This window comes from Agrobacterium sp. 33MFTa1.1, assembly GCF_004328495.1.
Lineage (GTDB): Bacteria > Pseudomonadota > Alphaproteobacteria > Rhizobiales > Rhizobiaceae > Agrobacterium > Agrobacterium pusense.
In genome coordinates this window covers 471,331-488,147 of sequence record NZ_CP036358.1, presented here as the reverse complement: position 1 = coordinate 488,147, position 16,817 = coordinate 471,331, and the positions used below count along the sequence as shown (strand labels likewise).

At 59.6% G+C, this 16,817-nt stretch carries 14 protein-coding genes; 6 read left to right on the top strand and 8 right to left on the bottom strand.

What is annotated here, in order from left to right:
• Window positions 1-3: 3 nt before the first annotated feature.
• The 3 genes from betA to betI all read right to left on the bottom strand — a co-directional run bounded on the left by betA (window position 4) and on the right by betI (window position 3,992).
• Window positions 4-1,653: a choline dehydrogenase gene (betA, locus tag EYD00_RS02410; protein ID WP_004440466.1), complete on the bottom strand. Its 1,650-nt coding sequence runs from the start codon at window positions 1,651-1,653 to the stop codon at window positions 4-6.
• Between the two features lie 225 nt (window positions 1,654-1,878).
• Window positions 1,879-3,360, bottom strand: a complete 1,482-nt coding sequence (gene betB / locus EYD00_RS02400; RefSeq protein ID WP_004440464.1) for a betaine-aldehyde dehydrogenase — start codon at window positions 3,358-3,360, stop codon at window positions 1,879-1,881.
• An 11-nt stretch (window positions 3,361-3,371) separates the two neighbouring features.
• Window positions 3,372-3,992: a transcriptional regulator BetI gene (gene betI, locus EYD00_RS02395; RefSeq protein ID WP_004440462.1), complete on the bottom strand. Its 621-nt coding sequence runs from the start codon at window positions 3,990-3,992 to the stop codon at window positions 3,372-3,374.
• A gap of 370 nt (window positions 3,993-4,362) precedes the next feature.
• Between betI and EYD00_RS02390 the strand changes: the two genes are divergently transcribed.
• From EYD00_RS02390 to EYD00_RS02380, 3 genes are all read left to right on the top strand, one after another.
• Window positions 4,363-4,599 carry a ribbon-helix-helix domain-containing protein gene (locus tag EYD00_RS02390; RefSeq protein ID WP_004440460.1) on the top strand — a complete coding sequence of 79 codons (237 nt, stop codon included), beginning with the start codon at window positions 4,363-4,365 and terminating at the stop codon, window positions 4,597-4,599.
• Between the two features lie 168 nt (window positions 4,600-4,767).
• Window positions 4,768-6,570, top strand: coding sequence for a GGDEF domain-containing protein (locus EYD00_RS02385; RefSeq protein WP_004440459.1), 1,803 nt, complete (start codon window positions 4,768-4,770; stop codon window positions 6,568-6,570).
• 87 nt (window positions 6,571-6,657) lie between these two features.
• Window positions 6,658-7,671, top strand: coding sequence for an NAD(P)H-quinone oxidoreductase (locus tag EYD00_RS02380; protein WP_004440457.1), 1,014 nt, complete (start codon window positions 6,658-6,660; stop codon window positions 7,669-7,671).
• 665 nt (window positions 7,672-8,336) lie between these two features.
• Here the strand turns inward: EYD00_RS02380 and EYD00_RS02365 are convergent.
• The 5 genes from EYD00_RS02365 to EYD00_RS02345 all read right to left on the bottom strand — a co-directional run bounded on the left by EYD00_RS02365 (window position 8,337) and on the right by EYD00_RS02345 (window position 13,021).
• Window positions 8,337-9,377, bottom strand: coding sequence for a sulfate/molybdate ABC transporter ATP-binding protein (locus tag EYD00_RS02365; RefSeq protein ID WP_004440452.1), 1,041 nt, complete (start codon window positions 9,375-9,377; stop codon window positions 8,337-8,339).
• An 11-nt stretch (window positions 9,378-9,388) separates the two neighbouring features.
• Window positions 9,389-10,261: a sulfate ABC transporter permease subunit CysW gene (cysW, locus tag EYD00_RS02360; RefSeq protein ID WP_004440450.1), complete on the bottom strand. Its 873-nt coding sequence runs from the start codon at window positions 10,259-10,261 to the stop codon at window positions 9,389-9,391.
• The gene (cysT, locus tag EYD00_RS02355) at window positions 10,254-11,111 is read right to left on the bottom strand and encodes a sulfate ABC transporter permease subunit CysT (RefSeq protein WP_004440449.1); all 858 of its coding nucleotides are present in this window, start codon (window positions 11,109-11,111) and stop codon (window positions 10,254-10,256) included. The genes cysW and cysT overlap by 8 nt, the downstream gene beginning before the upstream one ends.
• Before the next feature lie 198 nt (window positions 11,112-11,309).
• The gene (locus EYD00_RS02350) at window positions 11,310-12,335 is read right to left on the bottom strand and encodes a sulfate ABC transporter substrate-binding protein (RefSeq protein ID WP_004440447.1); all 1,026 of its coding nucleotides are present in this window, start codon (window positions 12,333-12,335) and stop codon (window positions 11,310-11,312) included.
• 245 nt (window positions 12,336-12,580) lie between these two features.
• Window positions 12,581-13,021, bottom strand: a complete 441-nt coding sequence (locus EYD00_RS02345; RefSeq protein WP_004440445.1) for an RrF2 family transcriptional regulator — start codon at window positions 13,019-13,021, stop codon at window positions 12,581-12,583.
• Window positions 13,022-13,225: 204 nt separating this feature from the next.
• Between EYD00_RS02345 and EYD00_RS02340 the strand changes: the two genes are divergently transcribed.
• The 3 genes from EYD00_RS02340 to cysN are packed head-to-tail and all read left to right on the top strand — an operon-like array spanning window position 13,226 to window position 16,470.
• On the top strand, window positions 13,226-14,008 hold the full coding sequence (locus EYD00_RS02340; RefSeq protein ID WP_161794428.1) for a phosphoadenylyl-sulfate reductase: 783 nt from the start codon (window positions 13,226-13,228) through the stop codon (window positions 14,006-14,008).
• A 27-nt stretch (window positions 14,009-14,035) separates the two neighbouring features.
• Window positions 14,036-14,989 (top strand): sulfate adenylyltransferase subunit CysD, encoded by a 954-nt coding sequence (gene cysD, locus EYD00_RS02335; protein WP_004440441.1) that lies wholly within the window; start codon window positions 14,036-14,038, stop codon window positions 14,987-14,989.
• A complete protein-coding gene (gene cysN, locus EYD00_RS02330; protein ID WP_004440439.1) occupies window positions 14,989-16,470 on the top strand; it encodes a sulfate adenylyltransferase subunit CysN in 1,482 nt (493 codons plus the stop codon). The genes cysD and cysN overlap by 1 nt, the downstream gene beginning before the upstream one ends.
• Window positions 16,471-16,817 lie beyond the last annotated feature (347 nt).

Genomic DNA, 16,817 nt, shown 5'->3' with positions numbered 1-16,817 from the left:
CCCTCACCGGTCGCTGACTGCCGCTCGCGGGTTTACCCACGGTTCCTGATTAGAGCGCGGCAGTGGGGTTTTGCCGAGAATGTGGTCCGCGGCCTTTTCGCCCGTCATGATGGAGGGGCCGTTCAGGTTACCATAGGTCACGTGCGGGAAGATCGAGCTGTCTGCGACGCGCAGGCCGTCGACACCGATCACGCGGCATTCGGGATCGACAACCGCCATCGGGTCGTTTCTGTCGCCCATGCGGCAGGTGCCGCAGGGGTGGTAAGCGCTTTCCAGATGGTCGCGCAGGAAGGCATCGATCTGCTCATCGGTCTCGATATTTTCACCGGGCTGGATTTCCGGGCCACGGAATTCGTCGAATGCTTTCTGGCCAAAAATTTCGCGCGTGAGGCGCACGCAGTGGCGGAATTTCTCCCAATCCTCGGGGTGGCTCATATAGTTGAAACGAATGACCGGCTCATCTGAGGGATCCGCGGAGCGCAAGGTGACGTTGCCGCGCGATTTCGACAGGTTGTAGCCGACATGCGCCTGAAAACCATGGCTTTTCGCCGCCGCCTTGCCGTCATAGGAGATGGCGACGGGCAAGAAATGATACTGGATGTCAGGTTGCTTGAGCCCGGGGGCGGAGCGCAGGAAGGCGCAGGCCTCGAACTGGTTGGAAGCACCGAGGCCGCCTTTCGACAGCAGCCATTGCGCACCGGCCACACCCTGCCAGAACCACGGAAGCCACGAATAAAGCGAGACCGGCTTGGTGGAGACCTGCTGGAAATAAAACTCCATATGGTCCTGGAGATTTGCGCCGACGCCGGGGCGATCCGCCTTCACCTCAATGCCCATGTGTTTCAGATGGGCGGCGGGGCCGATGCCCGAGAGCATCAGCAGCTTCGGCGAATTGAAGGAGGAGGCCGAAACGATGACCTCGCGACCGGCCTGGATGGTCTCCACCACACCCCTGCGCTCGATCTCGACTCCCACGGCGCGGCCGTTCTCGATGACGATCTTGCGGGCAAAACCGTTGACCAGCGTGACATTGCCTCGCTTCAGCGCCGGTTTGAGATAGGCATTGGCGGCGGACCAGCGACGGCCATTGTGAATGGTCTGCTCCATCAGGCCGAAACCTTCCTGTTTGGAGCCGTTATAGTCATCCGTCAGTTCAAACCCCGCTTGGGCGCCGGCCTGAATGAAGGCGTGAAACAGGGGGTTGTTGACCGGCCCGCGCTGCACATGCAGCGGCCCATCCGTGCCACGCCAGCCTTCCTCGCCGCCATGGCTGTGTTCCATGCGCTTGAAATAAGGCAGCACATCCGCATAGGCCCAGCCCTGCGCGCCGAGCTCTTCCCAGCGATTGAAATCCTCGGCATGGCCGCGCACGTAAACGAGGCCGTTAATGGAGGAGGAGCCGCCGATGACCTTGCCACGCGGGGCGGTGATGCGGCGATTATTGAGGTTCGGTTCTGGCTCGGACAGGTAACCCCAATTGTAGCGCTTCATGCTCATCGGCCAGGCCAATGCGGCAGGCATCTGGATGAACGGGCCGAAATCGGAACCGCCGGCCTCAATGACGATGACGGAATAGCGACCATCTTCCGACAGGCGGTAGGCGATGGCGGACCCTGCGGAGCCGGAGCCGACGATGACGTAATCTGCTTGCATTGGTTGCTCCACTTGGGGCTTCGGTTCCGATGAATGTATTGGGGTGGGTTCACCCCCCTCTGCCCTGCCGGGCATCTCCTCCTCAAGGGGGGAGATCGACTCGTGGTTGGATTCAGCCCATCTCAACGTTTGCGAATGGAGCGGTGGTAGCGCCGCTTGCCGATCTCCCCCCCTTGAGGGGGAGATGCCCGGCAGGACAGAGGGGGTGAACTTACCCACTGAACCTCAATAAGGCGCGTCCACCTTCCCCGTGCTCACATAAACCGTCTTCAACTCGCTATAATGCTCCAGCGCCGCCGCCGAATTCTCGCGGCCGAAGCCGGATTGTTTCGAGCCGCCGAAGGGGATTTCCACCGGGCAGAGATTGTACGTATTGATCCACAGCGTGCCCGCCTCCAGCTGATCCACCACGCGGTGGGCGCGGGCGAGATCGGCGGTAAAGACGCCGCCGGCCAGCCCGAATTCGGTGGCATTGGCGCGGGCAAGAACCTCGTCTTCATCCTCGAAATCCAGCACGCACATGACGGGCCCGAAGATTTCCTCGCGGGCGATCGTCATGTCGTCGGTCACGTCAGCGAACACGGTGGGCTGAACGTAGGCGCCCTCACCCGCGACATTGTTGGGGATGCCGCCGCCGGTGATGAGCGTCGCACCTTCCGCCTTGCCCTTTTCGATATAACCGAGAACCTTCTCCTGCTGGGCCTTGGAGACCAGCGGGCCGAGATGGGTGGCGTAATCGAGGGGATCGCCGAGGATCATCGCTTCCGTGCGGCTTTTCAGGTTGTCGAGGAAGCGCGCCTTCGCCTTCTTCTGCACGAAAACGCGCGTGCCGTTGGAGCAGACCTGACCGGAGGAATAGAAATTGCCAAGCATTGCGCCGCCGACGGCGCTTTCGATATCGGCGTCGTCGAAGACGATCAGCGGCGACTTGCCGCCGAGTTCCATGGTGACATGCTTCAAATGCCCGGCGGCGGCAGCGGCCACCTTGCGGCCGGTCGGCACAGAGCCGGTAAGCGAGACCTTCGCCACATCCGGGTGATTAACGAGCAGCGGCCCCGTATCACGATCCCCCTGAATGACATTGAACAAGCCTTTGGGCAGACCCGCTTCGATAAGGATTTCAGCAATCTTCAGCGCGCCGAGCGGGGTGTTTTCAGAAGGCTTGAAGACCATGGCATTGCCGGCGACGAGCGCAGGCGCGGCCTTCCAGCAGGCGATCTGCTGCGGATAGTTCCACGCGCCGATACCGACGCAGACGCCGAGCGGCACACGTTTCGTATAGGCGAAATCGCCGCCGAGCGGGATGTAATCGCCATTCAATGCGGAAGGGGCGATACCGCCGAAAAATTCGAAGGCATCCGCACCCGAGGTCGGATCGGCGACGATGGTTTCCTGAATGGGCTTGCCGGTATCCAGCGTTTCCAGCGTCGAAAGCGCCTCATTGCGTTCGCGCATGATATCGGCGGCGCGTTTGAGGATGCGTCCCCGCGCCATGGGGCTCATTGCCGCCCATTCCTTCTGGGCGCGCTTGGCCGAGGCGATGGCACGCTCGACAATCGCCGGCGTTGCGGCGTGAAGCCGGGCGATGATCTCGCCGGTTGCGGGGAAGATGCTGTCGAACGGCGTGCCTGTATTATCCTCGACATAATCGCCGTCGATGAAATGCGAGGCTTTCGGCTGCGCCCTGAGTGGCGTGGCGATGGTCATGTCGAAGTCTCCTAGAGAGTGCGGATGGACGGCTTGGCGCGCTGTCCATCGGGAAAGGATCTGAGCTGCATGTCGAAATAGTCTTCGACCAGCGCCGGTGCAGAAGCGAGGCCGAGCGGGGCGGAACGCAAGCTGTGCCTGATGTAAAGCCCGTCGATCAGCGCCGCCGCCCCTTCTGCAATGCGTGCGGCATCATCGGGCGGGCAGAGCCGGTTGAGGCTTGCCATGAGGTTGGAGCGCAGGCGGCGGGAATAAATCACCAGCAGCCGGCGGGTTTCTTCCGAGCGCTGCGCCTCAACGTAAAAGGCAAGCCATGCCGCCACCGTTTCGGACGTGAACTGGTCGCTCTGGAAGGAGACATGGACGATGGCGCTCAGCCTTTCGCGCGGGCCGGAAGCACGGGTCAGCGCCGCCACCGCATCACGCCTGAGATCACGCAGCAGGCTGCGAATGGTCTCCAGCAGGAGCTGCTGCTTGCTGCCGAAATAATGATGCGCAAGCGCCGCCGACACCCCCGCTTCCCGGGCGATGTCAGACATTGTCACATTCAACGAGCCATGATGGCCTATGGTGCGCAGCGCCGCATCCACAAGCGCTTTTCGGCGCAGAGGCTCCATTCCGACCTTGGGCATGACGATCTCCTTGAGAGCGGCAAAATATTCTTGATTGACTGATCAATCAATAAAAAATGCGCCATTCCGTGTCGCTATTTTGCTGTAAATCAATTCTTTCTCATCGGACGGACCCTGGTTTCGGCAATGGCCGGCGCGTGAGGATCATCTTCATGCTCCCGGCGCGGTCACGGGGGAAAAACTAAACCGTGATATACTGCGAATTGGGAATGGAACACGTTCCGTGCTAATATCCCAGCTGATACAAATTTCGCTGGAAGCGGCGCCAGACGAAAGACAATAAAAACGCCCGCCCTAGACCACGACGGCAGCCGATACCCATCCGGGCATCGAATGACCGTTCGCAGTGTTTAAAGAAGGGAGTGATATCATGCCAATGGTGACAGTATCGATTTCCCCGGAACAGGCCGCGAGAATGCGCGAAGCCGTCAATTGCGGGGCTTATGCATCCGGTAGCGAGGTCGTCAGGGAAGCGCTGCGATTATGGGCGGCGTCTGGCGCACACGGTATGGGCGCGAAGTCCAGGGAACCCGTGGAAGCCGACCGAGAGCGGTTGAACGTGGCCGATCTCTATGCCGCGCACTCAGGACATGTCCGCCGGGCGTGAGGCCCGGCTACTACCCCATATATCAAGGGGGTTGCAACAAAACGTTCATCAAAGCTTCACAGACGTGAAAGCTTTTGTTGACCTGTAATCTGCGATTGTTCGCCGCAAAAGAGAAAGGCTCTCCTTACGTCAGCCACGGAAGGAAAGCCGTAATAGCGGAGAACAGAAATGCAGGCCGTTACGCTGGAAAACGATGCCGTAAGGCGATTTGCCTCCGGGCACATGTTTCCCATGGCGAAGCTCGTGCTGGAAACCGCGTTTCAGCCGATCGTCGAGGCGACGACGGGCACTATTTTCGGTTATGAATCACTGATGCGCGGCCACGACCGGCTCGGTTTTTCCGATCCGCTGGCGCTTCTCGACCAGGCGGCGCAGGGCGGCGAACTCAAGGCTTTCGAGCAGATGTTGGCGAGCCGCGCGCTGGCGAAATTCTCCACCCTGCCTGACTTTTCCTCCGCCACCCTGTTTCTCAACCTCGATGTGCGGCTGATCGCGCAGGGCGACGCCATTCTCGACAAGCTTGTGGGCCATCTGGCGCGCGCGGGTATTCCCCCCTCCTCCATCTGCTTCGAGCTTTCCGAACGCTTCGACAATACAAGCGTCCCCGAATTCACGACGCTGATTGCCCGCATGCGGAAAGAGGGCTTCAAGCTGGCGATCGACGATTTTGGCGCGGGACACGGCGAGATGAAGCTTCTGTGCGATTTTCCGCTGGACTATCTGAAGATCGACCGTCACTTCATCACCGGCGTCGATCATCTCCCGCGCAAGCAGCATCTTGTCCGCAGCATCGTCAATATTGCCCATGTTCTTGGGGTGCGGGTCATTGCCGAGGGCATTGAAACGGAAGCGGAGTTCCTGACGTGTCGCGAATTCGGCGTCGACCTGGTGCAGGGCTGGCTGATCGCCAGGCCAACGGTCTTCACCAGCGAGTTGCCGGAGAGCTTTCCCCACATCAACCGCATCGGCGTGGCGCGGCGCAACAGCCAGACTCTGGATGAAATCCTGATCCGCCGTGAAATCGAACGACTTCCCACCGTCTTCGAACATGACAGCGTCGACAGCGTCTTCGAGCTCTTCCGGAGAAACCCGCAGCAGGCGTTTTTTCCGGTTCTCAATGCCAACGGCGAACCGCGCGGCGTCATCAACGAATATCATCTCAAGGAATATATCTACCGACCCTTTGGCCGTGACCTGCTCAAGAACAAGATCTATGAGCGCACCATCTCCCATTTCGTCGACGCCGCGCCGATCGTCGGTCTCGATGCCGATGCCGACCAGTTGATGAACATGTTTGCCAGCATGGGCGGCAGCGCCTGCATTATCCTCACCGAAAACATGCGTTATGCCGGTATCGTTTCCGCCGCTTCGCTGATCAAGGTCATCAATGAAAAACAGTTGAAGATGGCGCAGGACCAGAACCCGCTGACGGCACTGCCGGGCAACCGCGCGATTGGCGGCTTCATCGCCGACCGCTGCAGCGATGGCGACGAGACACGCTTCTTCTGCTATTGCGACTTCGACAACTTCAAACCCTTCAACGACAAATACGGCTTCAACGCCGGCGACCACGCCATCACCCTGTTTTCGGCACTGATGCGCCGTTACTTTTTTGCCGGCGACTGCTTCCTCGGACATATTGGCGGTGATGACTTCTTCATCGGCGTGCGCGACTGGGCGGTGGAAGACCTGACGGAAATACTCGAGCGGCTGCTCAGCGATTTCCACGACGATGTCGCGGAACTGTATTCGGCCGAGGATCGCGAGGCGGGCTGCATGAAGGGCCAGGACCGGCACGGCAATGAGCGGGACTTCGCGCTTCTGCGCTGTTCCATTGGCGTTCTGAGCTTGCCCAAAGGATTGATCATCGCAAATCCCGAGCGCATCGGCAGCGAGATCGCGGGCGTTAAGGCGGCTGCGAAGGAAAATGACAGCGGCCTCGTCATCCGGGTCTTCGGCGAGACAAATTGACACCAGTGACAAACGGCCTTCTTCCCTAAGCGGCGCATCTGACCTACATCTTCAGGCGACGCCGATAGTGAGGAGTTGCACTTGACCATGCCCGACCCCAAGACCCTGCCCGAAAAAATGCGTTTCATCGACCTTCCCTCCCATGGCGGTCCGGAAGTGATGCGTCTTTCGCAAGCGCCTTTGCCGAAGCCCGCGAAAGGCGAGGTTCTGGTGAAGGTCGAGGCAGCAGGCGTCAACCGGCCGGATGTCGCGCAGCGCCAGGGCACCTATCCGCCACCGAAGGATGCAAGTCCGATCCTCGGCCTTGAGATCGCCGGAGAGGTTGTTGCGCTTGGCGAAGGCGTCGATGAATTCAAGCTTGGCGACAGGGTCTGCGCGCTCGCCAATGGCGGCGGTTATGCGCAATATTGCGCCGTTCCCGCTGGGCAGGCCCTGCCCTTTCCCAAAGGTTACGACGCCGTCAAAGCCGCAGCCTTGCCGGAAACCTTCTTCACCGTCTGGGCCAATCTCTTCCAGATGGCGGGCCTGACCGAAGGTGAAACCGTGCTCATCCACGGCGGCACCAGCGGCATCGGCACGACGGCGATCCAGCTTGCCAAAGCCTTTGGCGCGGAAGTTTATGCCACGGCGGGCTCTGCGGAAAAATGCGAGGCCTGTGTGAAGCTCGGCGCCAAACGGGCGATCAATTACCGCGACGAGGATTTCGCCGAAGTCGTGAAATCCGAAACCGGCGGCAAGGGCGTCGATGTCGTTCTCGACATGATCGGTGCTGCCTATTTCGAAAAGAACCTTGCGGCGCTGGCCAAGGACGGCTGCCTGTCCATCATCGCCTTCCTGGGGGGCGCCGTGGCCGACAAGGTCAACCTCACGCCGATCATGGTCAAGCGCCTGACCGTCACCGGCTCCACCATGCGCCCGCGCACGGCGGACGAGAAACGCGCCATCCGTGACGATCTCGTGGATCAGGTCTGGCCGCTGATCGAAAGCGGCCAGGTCGCACCGGTCATCAACCGCGTCTTCACACTGGATGAGGTTGCGGAAGCGCACCGGCTGATGGAAAGCAGCAGCCATATCGGCAAGATCGTAATGCGGGTCGACTAGATTCCGCAAAGCAAGTTCTCAGTTAGCCCTCTTGCATTACTCACGAATCGTACTACCTTCTAGTTATGTTCAACGTATCGGAAGGAGGTGATCCAATGTCTAGTGAGATTTCGGTCTCTGGTGCAGGCAATGGAAAGGGTGTGTTTTCGACGGGGCAGCCCTCGTTGTAAACCTCTTCTGCCTTCGGAACGTTGAGAAACAGTCCCGGGTCTGTAAACAGGACCAAACTCATGGAAGGGTCGCTCAGGCGGCCCTTTTCCGTTTTTGCTTATTGCTTCGGCTATTGAGAAATCTGCGCTTCGAGTGCAGGTGCGGTTCTCTCGCGACGAGAAAATCTCCTTAATCAGATTGCAGTTCACCGCCGTTGAAACCATCGACGGTTCTGGGTGTCGTTACCCCCCTCTGTCCTGCCGGACATCTCCCCCTCAAGGGGGGAGATCGTTCCGTGGCGAGGTCTCGCGCATCTCGGCGGTTGGAAATGAAGTGGCAAGAAAGCCTCCTGCCGATCTCCCCCCTTGAGGGGGAGATGTCCGGCAGGACAGAGGGGGGTAACGACACCCAGAACCGTCGATGATTTCAACCGTGGTGTAACGTGGAATCGGAGTAAACGTGGCGCGCGTTAGAAAGCGAAACATCATCGACCGTCAAATGCGGTCACCTCTTCCTTATTTCTTCCCGAACACCTTCCACCGCGTCGGGCGGAACCGCAGTTCGGCACCCACCGCCACGGCGGCGTTGAGCGGCACTTCGATCTCGAGGTGGTAGGGTTCATGGCCGTTATTGGCGATGTCGATTTCGGCGATGCGGGTGCCGGCCAGGCGGCGACAGGTGGTGACCTTGCCGTAAAGCGCGTCCTTTTCGTCCGTCAGCACCACGTCTTCCGGCCGGAAGAACAATTCGCCCTCGCCTGTGCCGCTTTCGTTTACGCCGATGCTTTCGCCCTGGAACAGCACATGGCCATCACGGATGGTGACCGGCAGGCTGGAGGATTCGCCGATGAAGGAGAAGACGAAGGGCGAGTTCGGCGTGTCGTAGACGTCATCGGCGGTGCCGACCTGCTCGATCTTGCCCTGACTCATGACGACGACGCGGTCCGCCAGTTCCAGCGCCTCTTCCTGATCGTGGGTGACGAAGACGGTGGTGTGGCCGGTGCGGTCGTGGAATTCACGCAGCCAACGGCGCAACTCCTTGCGCACCTTGGCATCCAGCGCACCGAAGGGTTCATCGAGAAGCAGCACCTTCGGTTCGATGGCGACGGCGCGGGCGAGCGCCACCCGCTGGCGCTGGCCACCCGAGAGCTGCGAGGGGTAGCGTTTTTCAAGCCCGGAAAGGTGCACCATGTCGAGAAGCTCGGACACGCGCTTGCGGATTTCCGCTTTTGGCGGACGCTTGGCGGAGGGTCGCACCTTCAAGCCGAAAGCAATGTTGTCTGCCACCGTCATGTGGCGAAACAGCGCGTAATGCTGGAAAACGAAACCGACATTGCGCTCCTGCACGGTGCGATGCGAGGCGTCTTCGTCGCCGAAGAAAATCTGGCCCGTCGTCGGCTGCTCAAGACCGGCAATCAGACGCAGCAGCGTCGTCTTGCCGGAACCGGAAGGACCAAGCAGCGCGATCAGCTCGCCCGAGCGAATGTTGAGCGACACGTCGTTCAGCGCCGGAAAGCGATCAAACTGCTTGGTGATGCCGGAAACTTTCACTTCCATGAAGATGCCTTTCAATGCTTGCCGGCTGCGTTGCCCGCGCCAAAGCGTATTTCGAGAATGGTTTTGAGAACGAGGGTCACCAGAGCCAGACCGGCAAGCAGCGTCGCGACGGCGAAGGATGCGCCGATATTGTACTCATTATAGAGTATCTCGACATGCAGCGGCATGGTGTTGGTCTCGCCGCGAATATGGCCTGAAACCACCGAGACGGCGCCGAACTCGCCCATGGCGCGGGCGTTGCAGAGCAGCACGCCATAAAGCAGGCCCCATTTGATGTTCGGCAGCGTGACGTACCAGAAGGTCTGCCAGCCGGATGCGCCAAGCGAAATCGCCGCCTCCTCGTCACCATTGCCCTGATCCTGCATCAGCGGGATCAACTCGCGCGCGACAAAGGGAAAGGTGACGAAGATGGTGGCGAGCACGATGCCCGGCACCGCAAAGAGGATCTCGATGCCGTAACTCTTCAGCCATGGGCCGAGCACGCTGTGCGAGGAAAACAGGATGACATAGACCAGACCTGATATGACCGGAGAGATCGAGAATGGCAGGTCGATCAGCGTGATCAGGAATGCCTTGCCCTTGAACTCGAATTTCGCAATGGCCCAGGCGGCCGCTACTCCAAAAATGAGGTTGAGCGGCACCGAAATAGCGGCGACGAGCAGCGTCAGGCGAATGGCGGAAAGCGCATCCGGCTCGAAAATCGCCTCCCAGAAGCTTTCCGTGCCCTTGCGGAATGCTTCGAAGAAGACGGAAACCAGGGGCAGGACGAGAAATGCAGCGAGGAAGACGAAGGCGATGGCGATCAGGGCCAGCCGCGCTGGCAGGCTTTCGCTGGCGGGGTCGCGGAACGGCCGGGATGTGGTGCGGGAAACAGTCTCAGACATAACCGTACCTCTTGCGGCTCCAGGCCTGAATGAGATTGATGAGGAACAGCATGGCAAAGGAGATGATCAGCATGATGGTGGCAATGCCGGTGGCGGCCGCATAATTGAACTCCTCCAGCCGGATGACGATGAGGAGCGGCGCGATTTCCGAGACGTAGGGAATATTGCCGGCGATGAAGATGACCGAGCCGTATTCTCCGACACCACGCGCGAAGGCCAGCGCAAACCCCGTTAGGATGGCGGGTGTGAGGCTCGGCAACAGAATGCGGGTGATGGTCTGGAAACGATTGGCACCGAGCGTTGCTGCCACCTCCTCCACCTGCCGGTCGATCTCCTCCATCACCGGCTGCACGGTGCGCACCACGAATGGCAGGCCGATAAAGATCAACGCGATGACGATGCCAGTCGGCGTGAACGCAATCTTGATGCCATAGGGCTCAAACAGCGAACCGACCCAGCCGCGATTGGCGTAAAGCGCCGTCAACGCAATGCCCGCGACCGCCGTTGGAAGCGCAAAGGGAAGGTCCACGATGGCATCCACGAAGCGGCGACCGGGAAAGCGGTAACGTGTGAGAACCCAGGCGACGATGACGCCGAAGACCACATTGACCAATGCGGCGAGGAACGCCGTGCCAAAACTGACGCGCAACGCATTCAGCGTACGGCTATCCGTGGCAATCGCAATGAAATCTGCAAAACCGAGTTTCGCCGTGGACCAGATAAGGCCGCCAAGCGGAATAAGAATGATGAGAAACAGATAGGTGACGGTGTAACCAAACGTCAGGCCGAAGCCCGGTATGACGCTCGACTGCCGCCACCTCCACCTGCTTCCGGAAATATTATTGCTCATCAAGGCTCCGGATAATCTTAGTTTTTGAACATTTCCGGGACAGTCAACCGAGGTCTGCCCGTCCTGGAGGTGCTCTCTGGGAGCCGGTATTCCCCCGGCGCTTATTATAAAGTATCGACCGGCACGGCGTCCGGTCGATCAGGTTCTGATTTGTCTTGTCCCGTGGGACGGGGTGACTACGTTCACCCCATCATCCGCTTACTTCGCGGGCTTGTAAATCTGGTCGAAGATGCCGCCGTCACCAAAATGTTCCGGCTGCGCCTTTGCCCAACCGCCGAAGATCGGGTCGTCAATGGTGACGAGCTTGATGTCAGGCAGCTGCTTCAGCAGGTCCTTGGAGACAACGGCCGGGTTGGACGGACGATAGAAGTGCTTGGCCGCAATATTCTGGCCCTCGTCGGAATAGAGATATTGCAGATAGGCTTCGGCTGCCTTGCGGGTGCCCTTGGCGTCGACATTGGCGTCAACCACGGCGACCGGCGGCTCGGCAAGGATCGAGATCGGCGGAACGACGATATCGAAAGCGTCAGCGCCGAATTCCTGGCCGGCCAGATAGGCTTCGTTTTCCCAGGCGAGCAGCACGTCGCCGATCTGGCGCTGTGCGAAGGTTACCGTGGAACCACGGGCGCCGGTGTCGAGAACCGGAGCGCGCTTGTAGAGCTCGCCGACATAGGCCTTGATCTTGTCCTTGTCGCCCTTGAACTCTTCATTGGCCCAAGCCCAGGCCGCGAGATAGTTCCAGCGCGCACCGCCCGAGGTCTTCGGATTCGGCGTCACGATCTGTACGTCGCCCTTCACCAGATCGCCCCAGTTATGGATGCCCTTCGGGTTACCCTTGCGAACGAGGAAAACGATGGTGGAGGTGTAAGGGGAGGAATTATGCGGCAGGCGGCCGCGCCAGTCCTTGTTGATCTTGCCGGAATTCTGCACGATGGCGTCGATGTCGCTCTGCAGCGCCAACGTCACGACGTCGGCTTCCAGACCGTCGATGACCGAACGGGCCTGCTTGCCGGAGCCGCCATGCGACTGCTGGATGGTGACGTCCTCGCCGGTGTCGGCCTTCCATTTCTTGGCGAAGGCTTCGTTGAAATCCTTATAGAGTTCACGGGTCGGATCATAGGACACGTTCAGCAGCTTGGTCTGCGCCGCGGCCGAGCCAGCTGCGCCAAGTGCCAGTGAGAGGCTGAGCGCGACAACGCTCAAACCGGACAGAAGCTTGGACATCGGTATTCCCTCCTGATTGCGATGGCTTAACTCTACCGGTTGAGTAGAGTTGGTCAATGAGGCCGAATACGATCGAAAAAGTGTTTCCCTTGAGCGTTTCTCCGGGCAACAAATACAGCGCAGCATAAGCGAAAGGCGCAACAAGCGTCGTGTAAAACTTTGCTGAATGCAAAAGCGTTTCACATTTTTGCCGGTTTTTTGCCGCGATGGCGAAAAATATTGAGGTGTTTTAGACGAATTTTTCGTCAGGCCGTCAAAAGCTCGGGCACTTCGACACCCGCCACCGCATCCGCAACGGTGGTGTTGAACAGGATGTTGCGCGTCGCATCGGCCACACGGGCGAAGACGTGGCGGATCTCGCACTGCTTCTCGCCGTCGCAATCCTCGCAGCGGCGATAGGCGGTCTGGGAGAGGCAAGGGAGAGGAGCAAGGGGGCCATCAATGAGCCGCAGCACCTCGCCGAAAGTAATATCATCCGCCGGGCGAGCCAGAAGATAACCACCCTGCTTGCCGCGCCGGCTTTCGACAAGGCGTTCCTTCTTCATTTCGAGAAGGATCTGCTCCAGGAACTTTTTCGGAATGGCCTGTTCGCGGGCAATGTCGGAAATCTGCACAGGACAGCCGCCGTCGGCCTTGGCCAGCGAGAGAAGCGCCCTCAGCGCATATTTTGCCTTCTGCGAAATCATCGTAAAACCAGTAGATCACAAGCCCGGATACCCGGCAATCAGGGCTTAGCGCAGAAGTTGTCACAATTCAAATCCAGGCTGCGAACAAGGTGAACGGGCATCTTTTGCTCATAGCACGCGCGCAAGAGGCATTTTTGCTCTGAAGTGCAGCGCACAAAGACTGTCATTTCTCGTCCAAAGCGCCGATTTCAACAATAATCGGCCATGGAAATCCCGGACGTGACAATGACCATCAATTCAGCAAATGCCTCTGCCGATGCCGCTTCCCTCGATGCCACGCTTGCCGGGCTCGATCTGGCGGGTCGGCTTTCGTTTATCGCCGGCCTCGGCGGGCGCGCGGTCTTCACCACCAGCCTCGGCATCGAGGATCAGGTCATCACCGCCGCGATCGGCACCCACCGCCTGCCGATCGACGTTGTCACGCTTGAAACTGGCCGTCTTTTCAAGGAAACCGTCGATCTCATCGATGAAACCGAGGAGCGTTTCGGCATCGAAATCCGTCGTTTCCGTCCCGAACAGGACGATATAGACGCCTACGCCGCAAAATACGGTCTCAACGGCTTTTATGAAAGCGTTGAGGCGCGTCATGCCTGCTGTCATGTCAGAAAGCTGATCCCGCTCGGCAAGGCGCTTGATGGTGCAGCCTTCTGGATCACCGGCCTCCGTCGCGGCCAGTCGGGCAATCGCGCCACGACGCCGTTTGCCGAATTCGATGCGGATCGCAATCTCATCAAGATCAACCCTTTGGCTGATTGGGATATCGACCTCATCAAGGCGCATGTCGCCCAGGAGAACATCCCCATCAATCCGTTGCATCAGCGCGGTTACCCGTCCATCGGCTGCGAGCCGTGTACGCGCGCCATCAAGCCCGGTGAGCCTGAGCGCGCCGGACGATGGTGGTGGGAAAACGACGAGAAGCGCGAATGCGGTCTTCACGTCGCCGGTGCGGAGCAGACCTCCGTTACCTCCGCCATCCCGCAACGATAATCATTCAGTACATTCCCGGAGTTCACAATGTCCAACGCAGTCCACGAGACGGACAGCAAGAATACTGTCGCATCCAAGCCGCCGCTCGATCCCCATCTGAAGGCGCTTGAAAACGAAGCTATTCATATCTTTCGCGAAGTCGCAGCCGAATTCGACAAGCCCGTGATGCTCTATTCCATCGGCAAGGACTCGTCCGTGCTGCTGCATCTCGCGCGCAAGGCGTTCTTCCCCGGCCGCATTCCCTTCCCGCTGCTGCACGTCAATACCGGCTGGAAGTTCAAGGAGATGATCGAATTCCGCGACAATATCGTCAAGGAATACGATCTGGAGCTGATCTCCCATACCAATCCGCGCGGCGCGGCGGAAAACATCACGCCCTTCACCCACGGCTCGGCGCTTTACACCGACATCATGAAGACGGAAGCGCTGCGCCAGGCGCTGGATGCCGGCCAGTTCGACGCCGCCTTCGGCGGTGCGCGCCGTGACGAAGAGGCAAGCCGCGCCAAGGAACGCATCTACTCCTTCCGCACGCCCGACCATAAGTGGGACCCGCGCAACCAGCGGCCGGAACTGTGGAACATCTATAACGGCATGGTCCGCAAGGGCGAAAGCGTGCGCGCCTTCCCGCTCTCCAACTGGACCGAAGTGGATATCTGGCGTTACATCGAGGCGGAAAACATCCCGCTGGTGCCGCTCTATTACGCCGCCGAGCGCCCCTATATCGAGCGCGACGGCATGATGATCCTTGCTGAAGACGAGCGCCTGGAGCTTCTGCCCGGTGAAGAGATCAAGCGTGGCTCGATCCGCTTCCGCACGCTCGGCTGCTTCCCGCTCACCGGTGCGATCCGTTCCGAGGCGGCGACGCTTCAGGATGTGATTGCCGAGCTCGAAATCGCCACCGTTTCCGAACGTCAGGGCCGCGCGATTGACCGCGACCAGTCCGGCTCCATGGAGAAAAAGAAGCGCGAGGGGTATTTCTGATGACCGCCTCTGCCACCACCAACATTTCCACGGCCACCATTTTGCCCTTTGCCGAACATTCGAAAGCAGCGCGCGACACCCGCCCGCTTCGTCTCATCACCTGCGGCAGCGTGGATGACGGCAAATCGACCCTGATCGGCCGTCTCCTCTGGGACACCAAGGCCGTCAAGGAAGACCAGGCCGCGACCCTGCACCGCGACAGCGGCAAGCAGAACGATCTCGGCCTGCCTGATTTCGCGCTGCTGCTCGACGGTCTTCAGGCGGAGCGCGAGCAGGGCATCACCATCGATGTCGCCTATCGTTATTTCGCCACTGACAGGCGCGCCTTCATCGTGGCCGACACGCCCGGCCATGAGCAATATACCCGCAACATGGCGACCGGCGCTTCCACGGCCGATCTCGCCGTGCTGCTCGTCGATGCGCGCACCGGCATTCTGGAACAGACCCGCCGCCACGCCACCATCGCGGCGCTGATGGGCATCCGGCAATTCGTGCTGGCCGTCAACAAGATCGACCTGACCAATTATGACAAGGCCGGTTTCGAACTGATCGCCCACGAGTTCCGCGATTTCGCATCCGATCTCGGCATCAAGCAGATAACCGCCATTCCGATGTCGGCGTTGAAAGGTGAAAACGTCGTTCTGTCAGGCAAGGCTTCCATGCCCTGGTATGAAGGCCCGACGCTGGTGGAAACGCTGGAACTGGCGACCGTTCGCTCCGCGCAATCGGGCGGCTTCCGCTTTCCCGTACAACGCGTCTCGCGTCCCGGCGAAAGCTTCCGCGGTTATCAGGGCACGGTTGCGGGCGGTTCGGTTAAGCCGGGCGACAGCGTGGTTATCCTGCCTTCCGGCATGGTCGCCAACGTCAAGCAGATCGTCACGTTCGATCTGGTGCGCAATGCCGCCGTGGCGGGTGATGCCGTCACGCTGGTGCTCGATCGTCAGGTGGACGTCTCGCGCGGCGACATGATTGTCTCCATCGAGGCGCAGCCTCAGACTGGCCTTGCCTTCGACGCGCAGATCGTGGCTTTGCAGCCCGGAGGCATCGAGGCCGGCAAGCGCTACTGGCTGAAAAGCGGCAGCCGCCGACAGCGTGTCAGTGTTCAGCCCGTCAGCCAGCTGAACCTCAAGGAAGGCGAATGGCAGGCGCATGAAACGTCGCTTCCGATGAACGCCATCGGCAAGGTCAGGCTTTCCTTCGATGAGACGGCGATCTTCGATCCCTATGAGCAGAACCGCTCGACGGGTTCCTTCATCCTGATCGACCCCGACACCAACAATACGGTGGCGGGCGGCATGATTTCAGGAAAGCGCAGTACTGGCGCGACGGAAGAAAAAGGCGACCGGGTCATTCTCTCGCTGCCTGCCGATCTCGCGGAAAAGCTGCTGGCGAGCGAGCTTCTTGCAAAGCACCGCGACGAGATCGACATTCGGCGCACGGATGCGGCAACAGCCTCACGGCTCATCAGCGATCTCGACTGAGAATGCCGGCATGAACGACAAAAGGCGACCACGGTGTGGTCGCCTTTTTGTTTGAGTCCAGTCGTCAGATGCGACTTAAAACACGAACATATAAAGCAGAATGATCACGAAGATCGGAACGCCCATAGCCCACAGTGCAATACCCTTCAGCATGTTATCCTCCATTGTTGTATGTTTGGATAACGGCTGAGGAAGCTTTCCGATCCATCTGCTTTCCGGATTTTTACGGGTTGTTTCTCGGCGGCGCAGAAGGGCGCTCGTTCATTCGGCGTTCATGGGCAAAAGGCGAATTTGCCCTCGGTCGCTCCGCCAAGCGGCCGAACAGAGGCTCGTTGCTTGAAAATGCA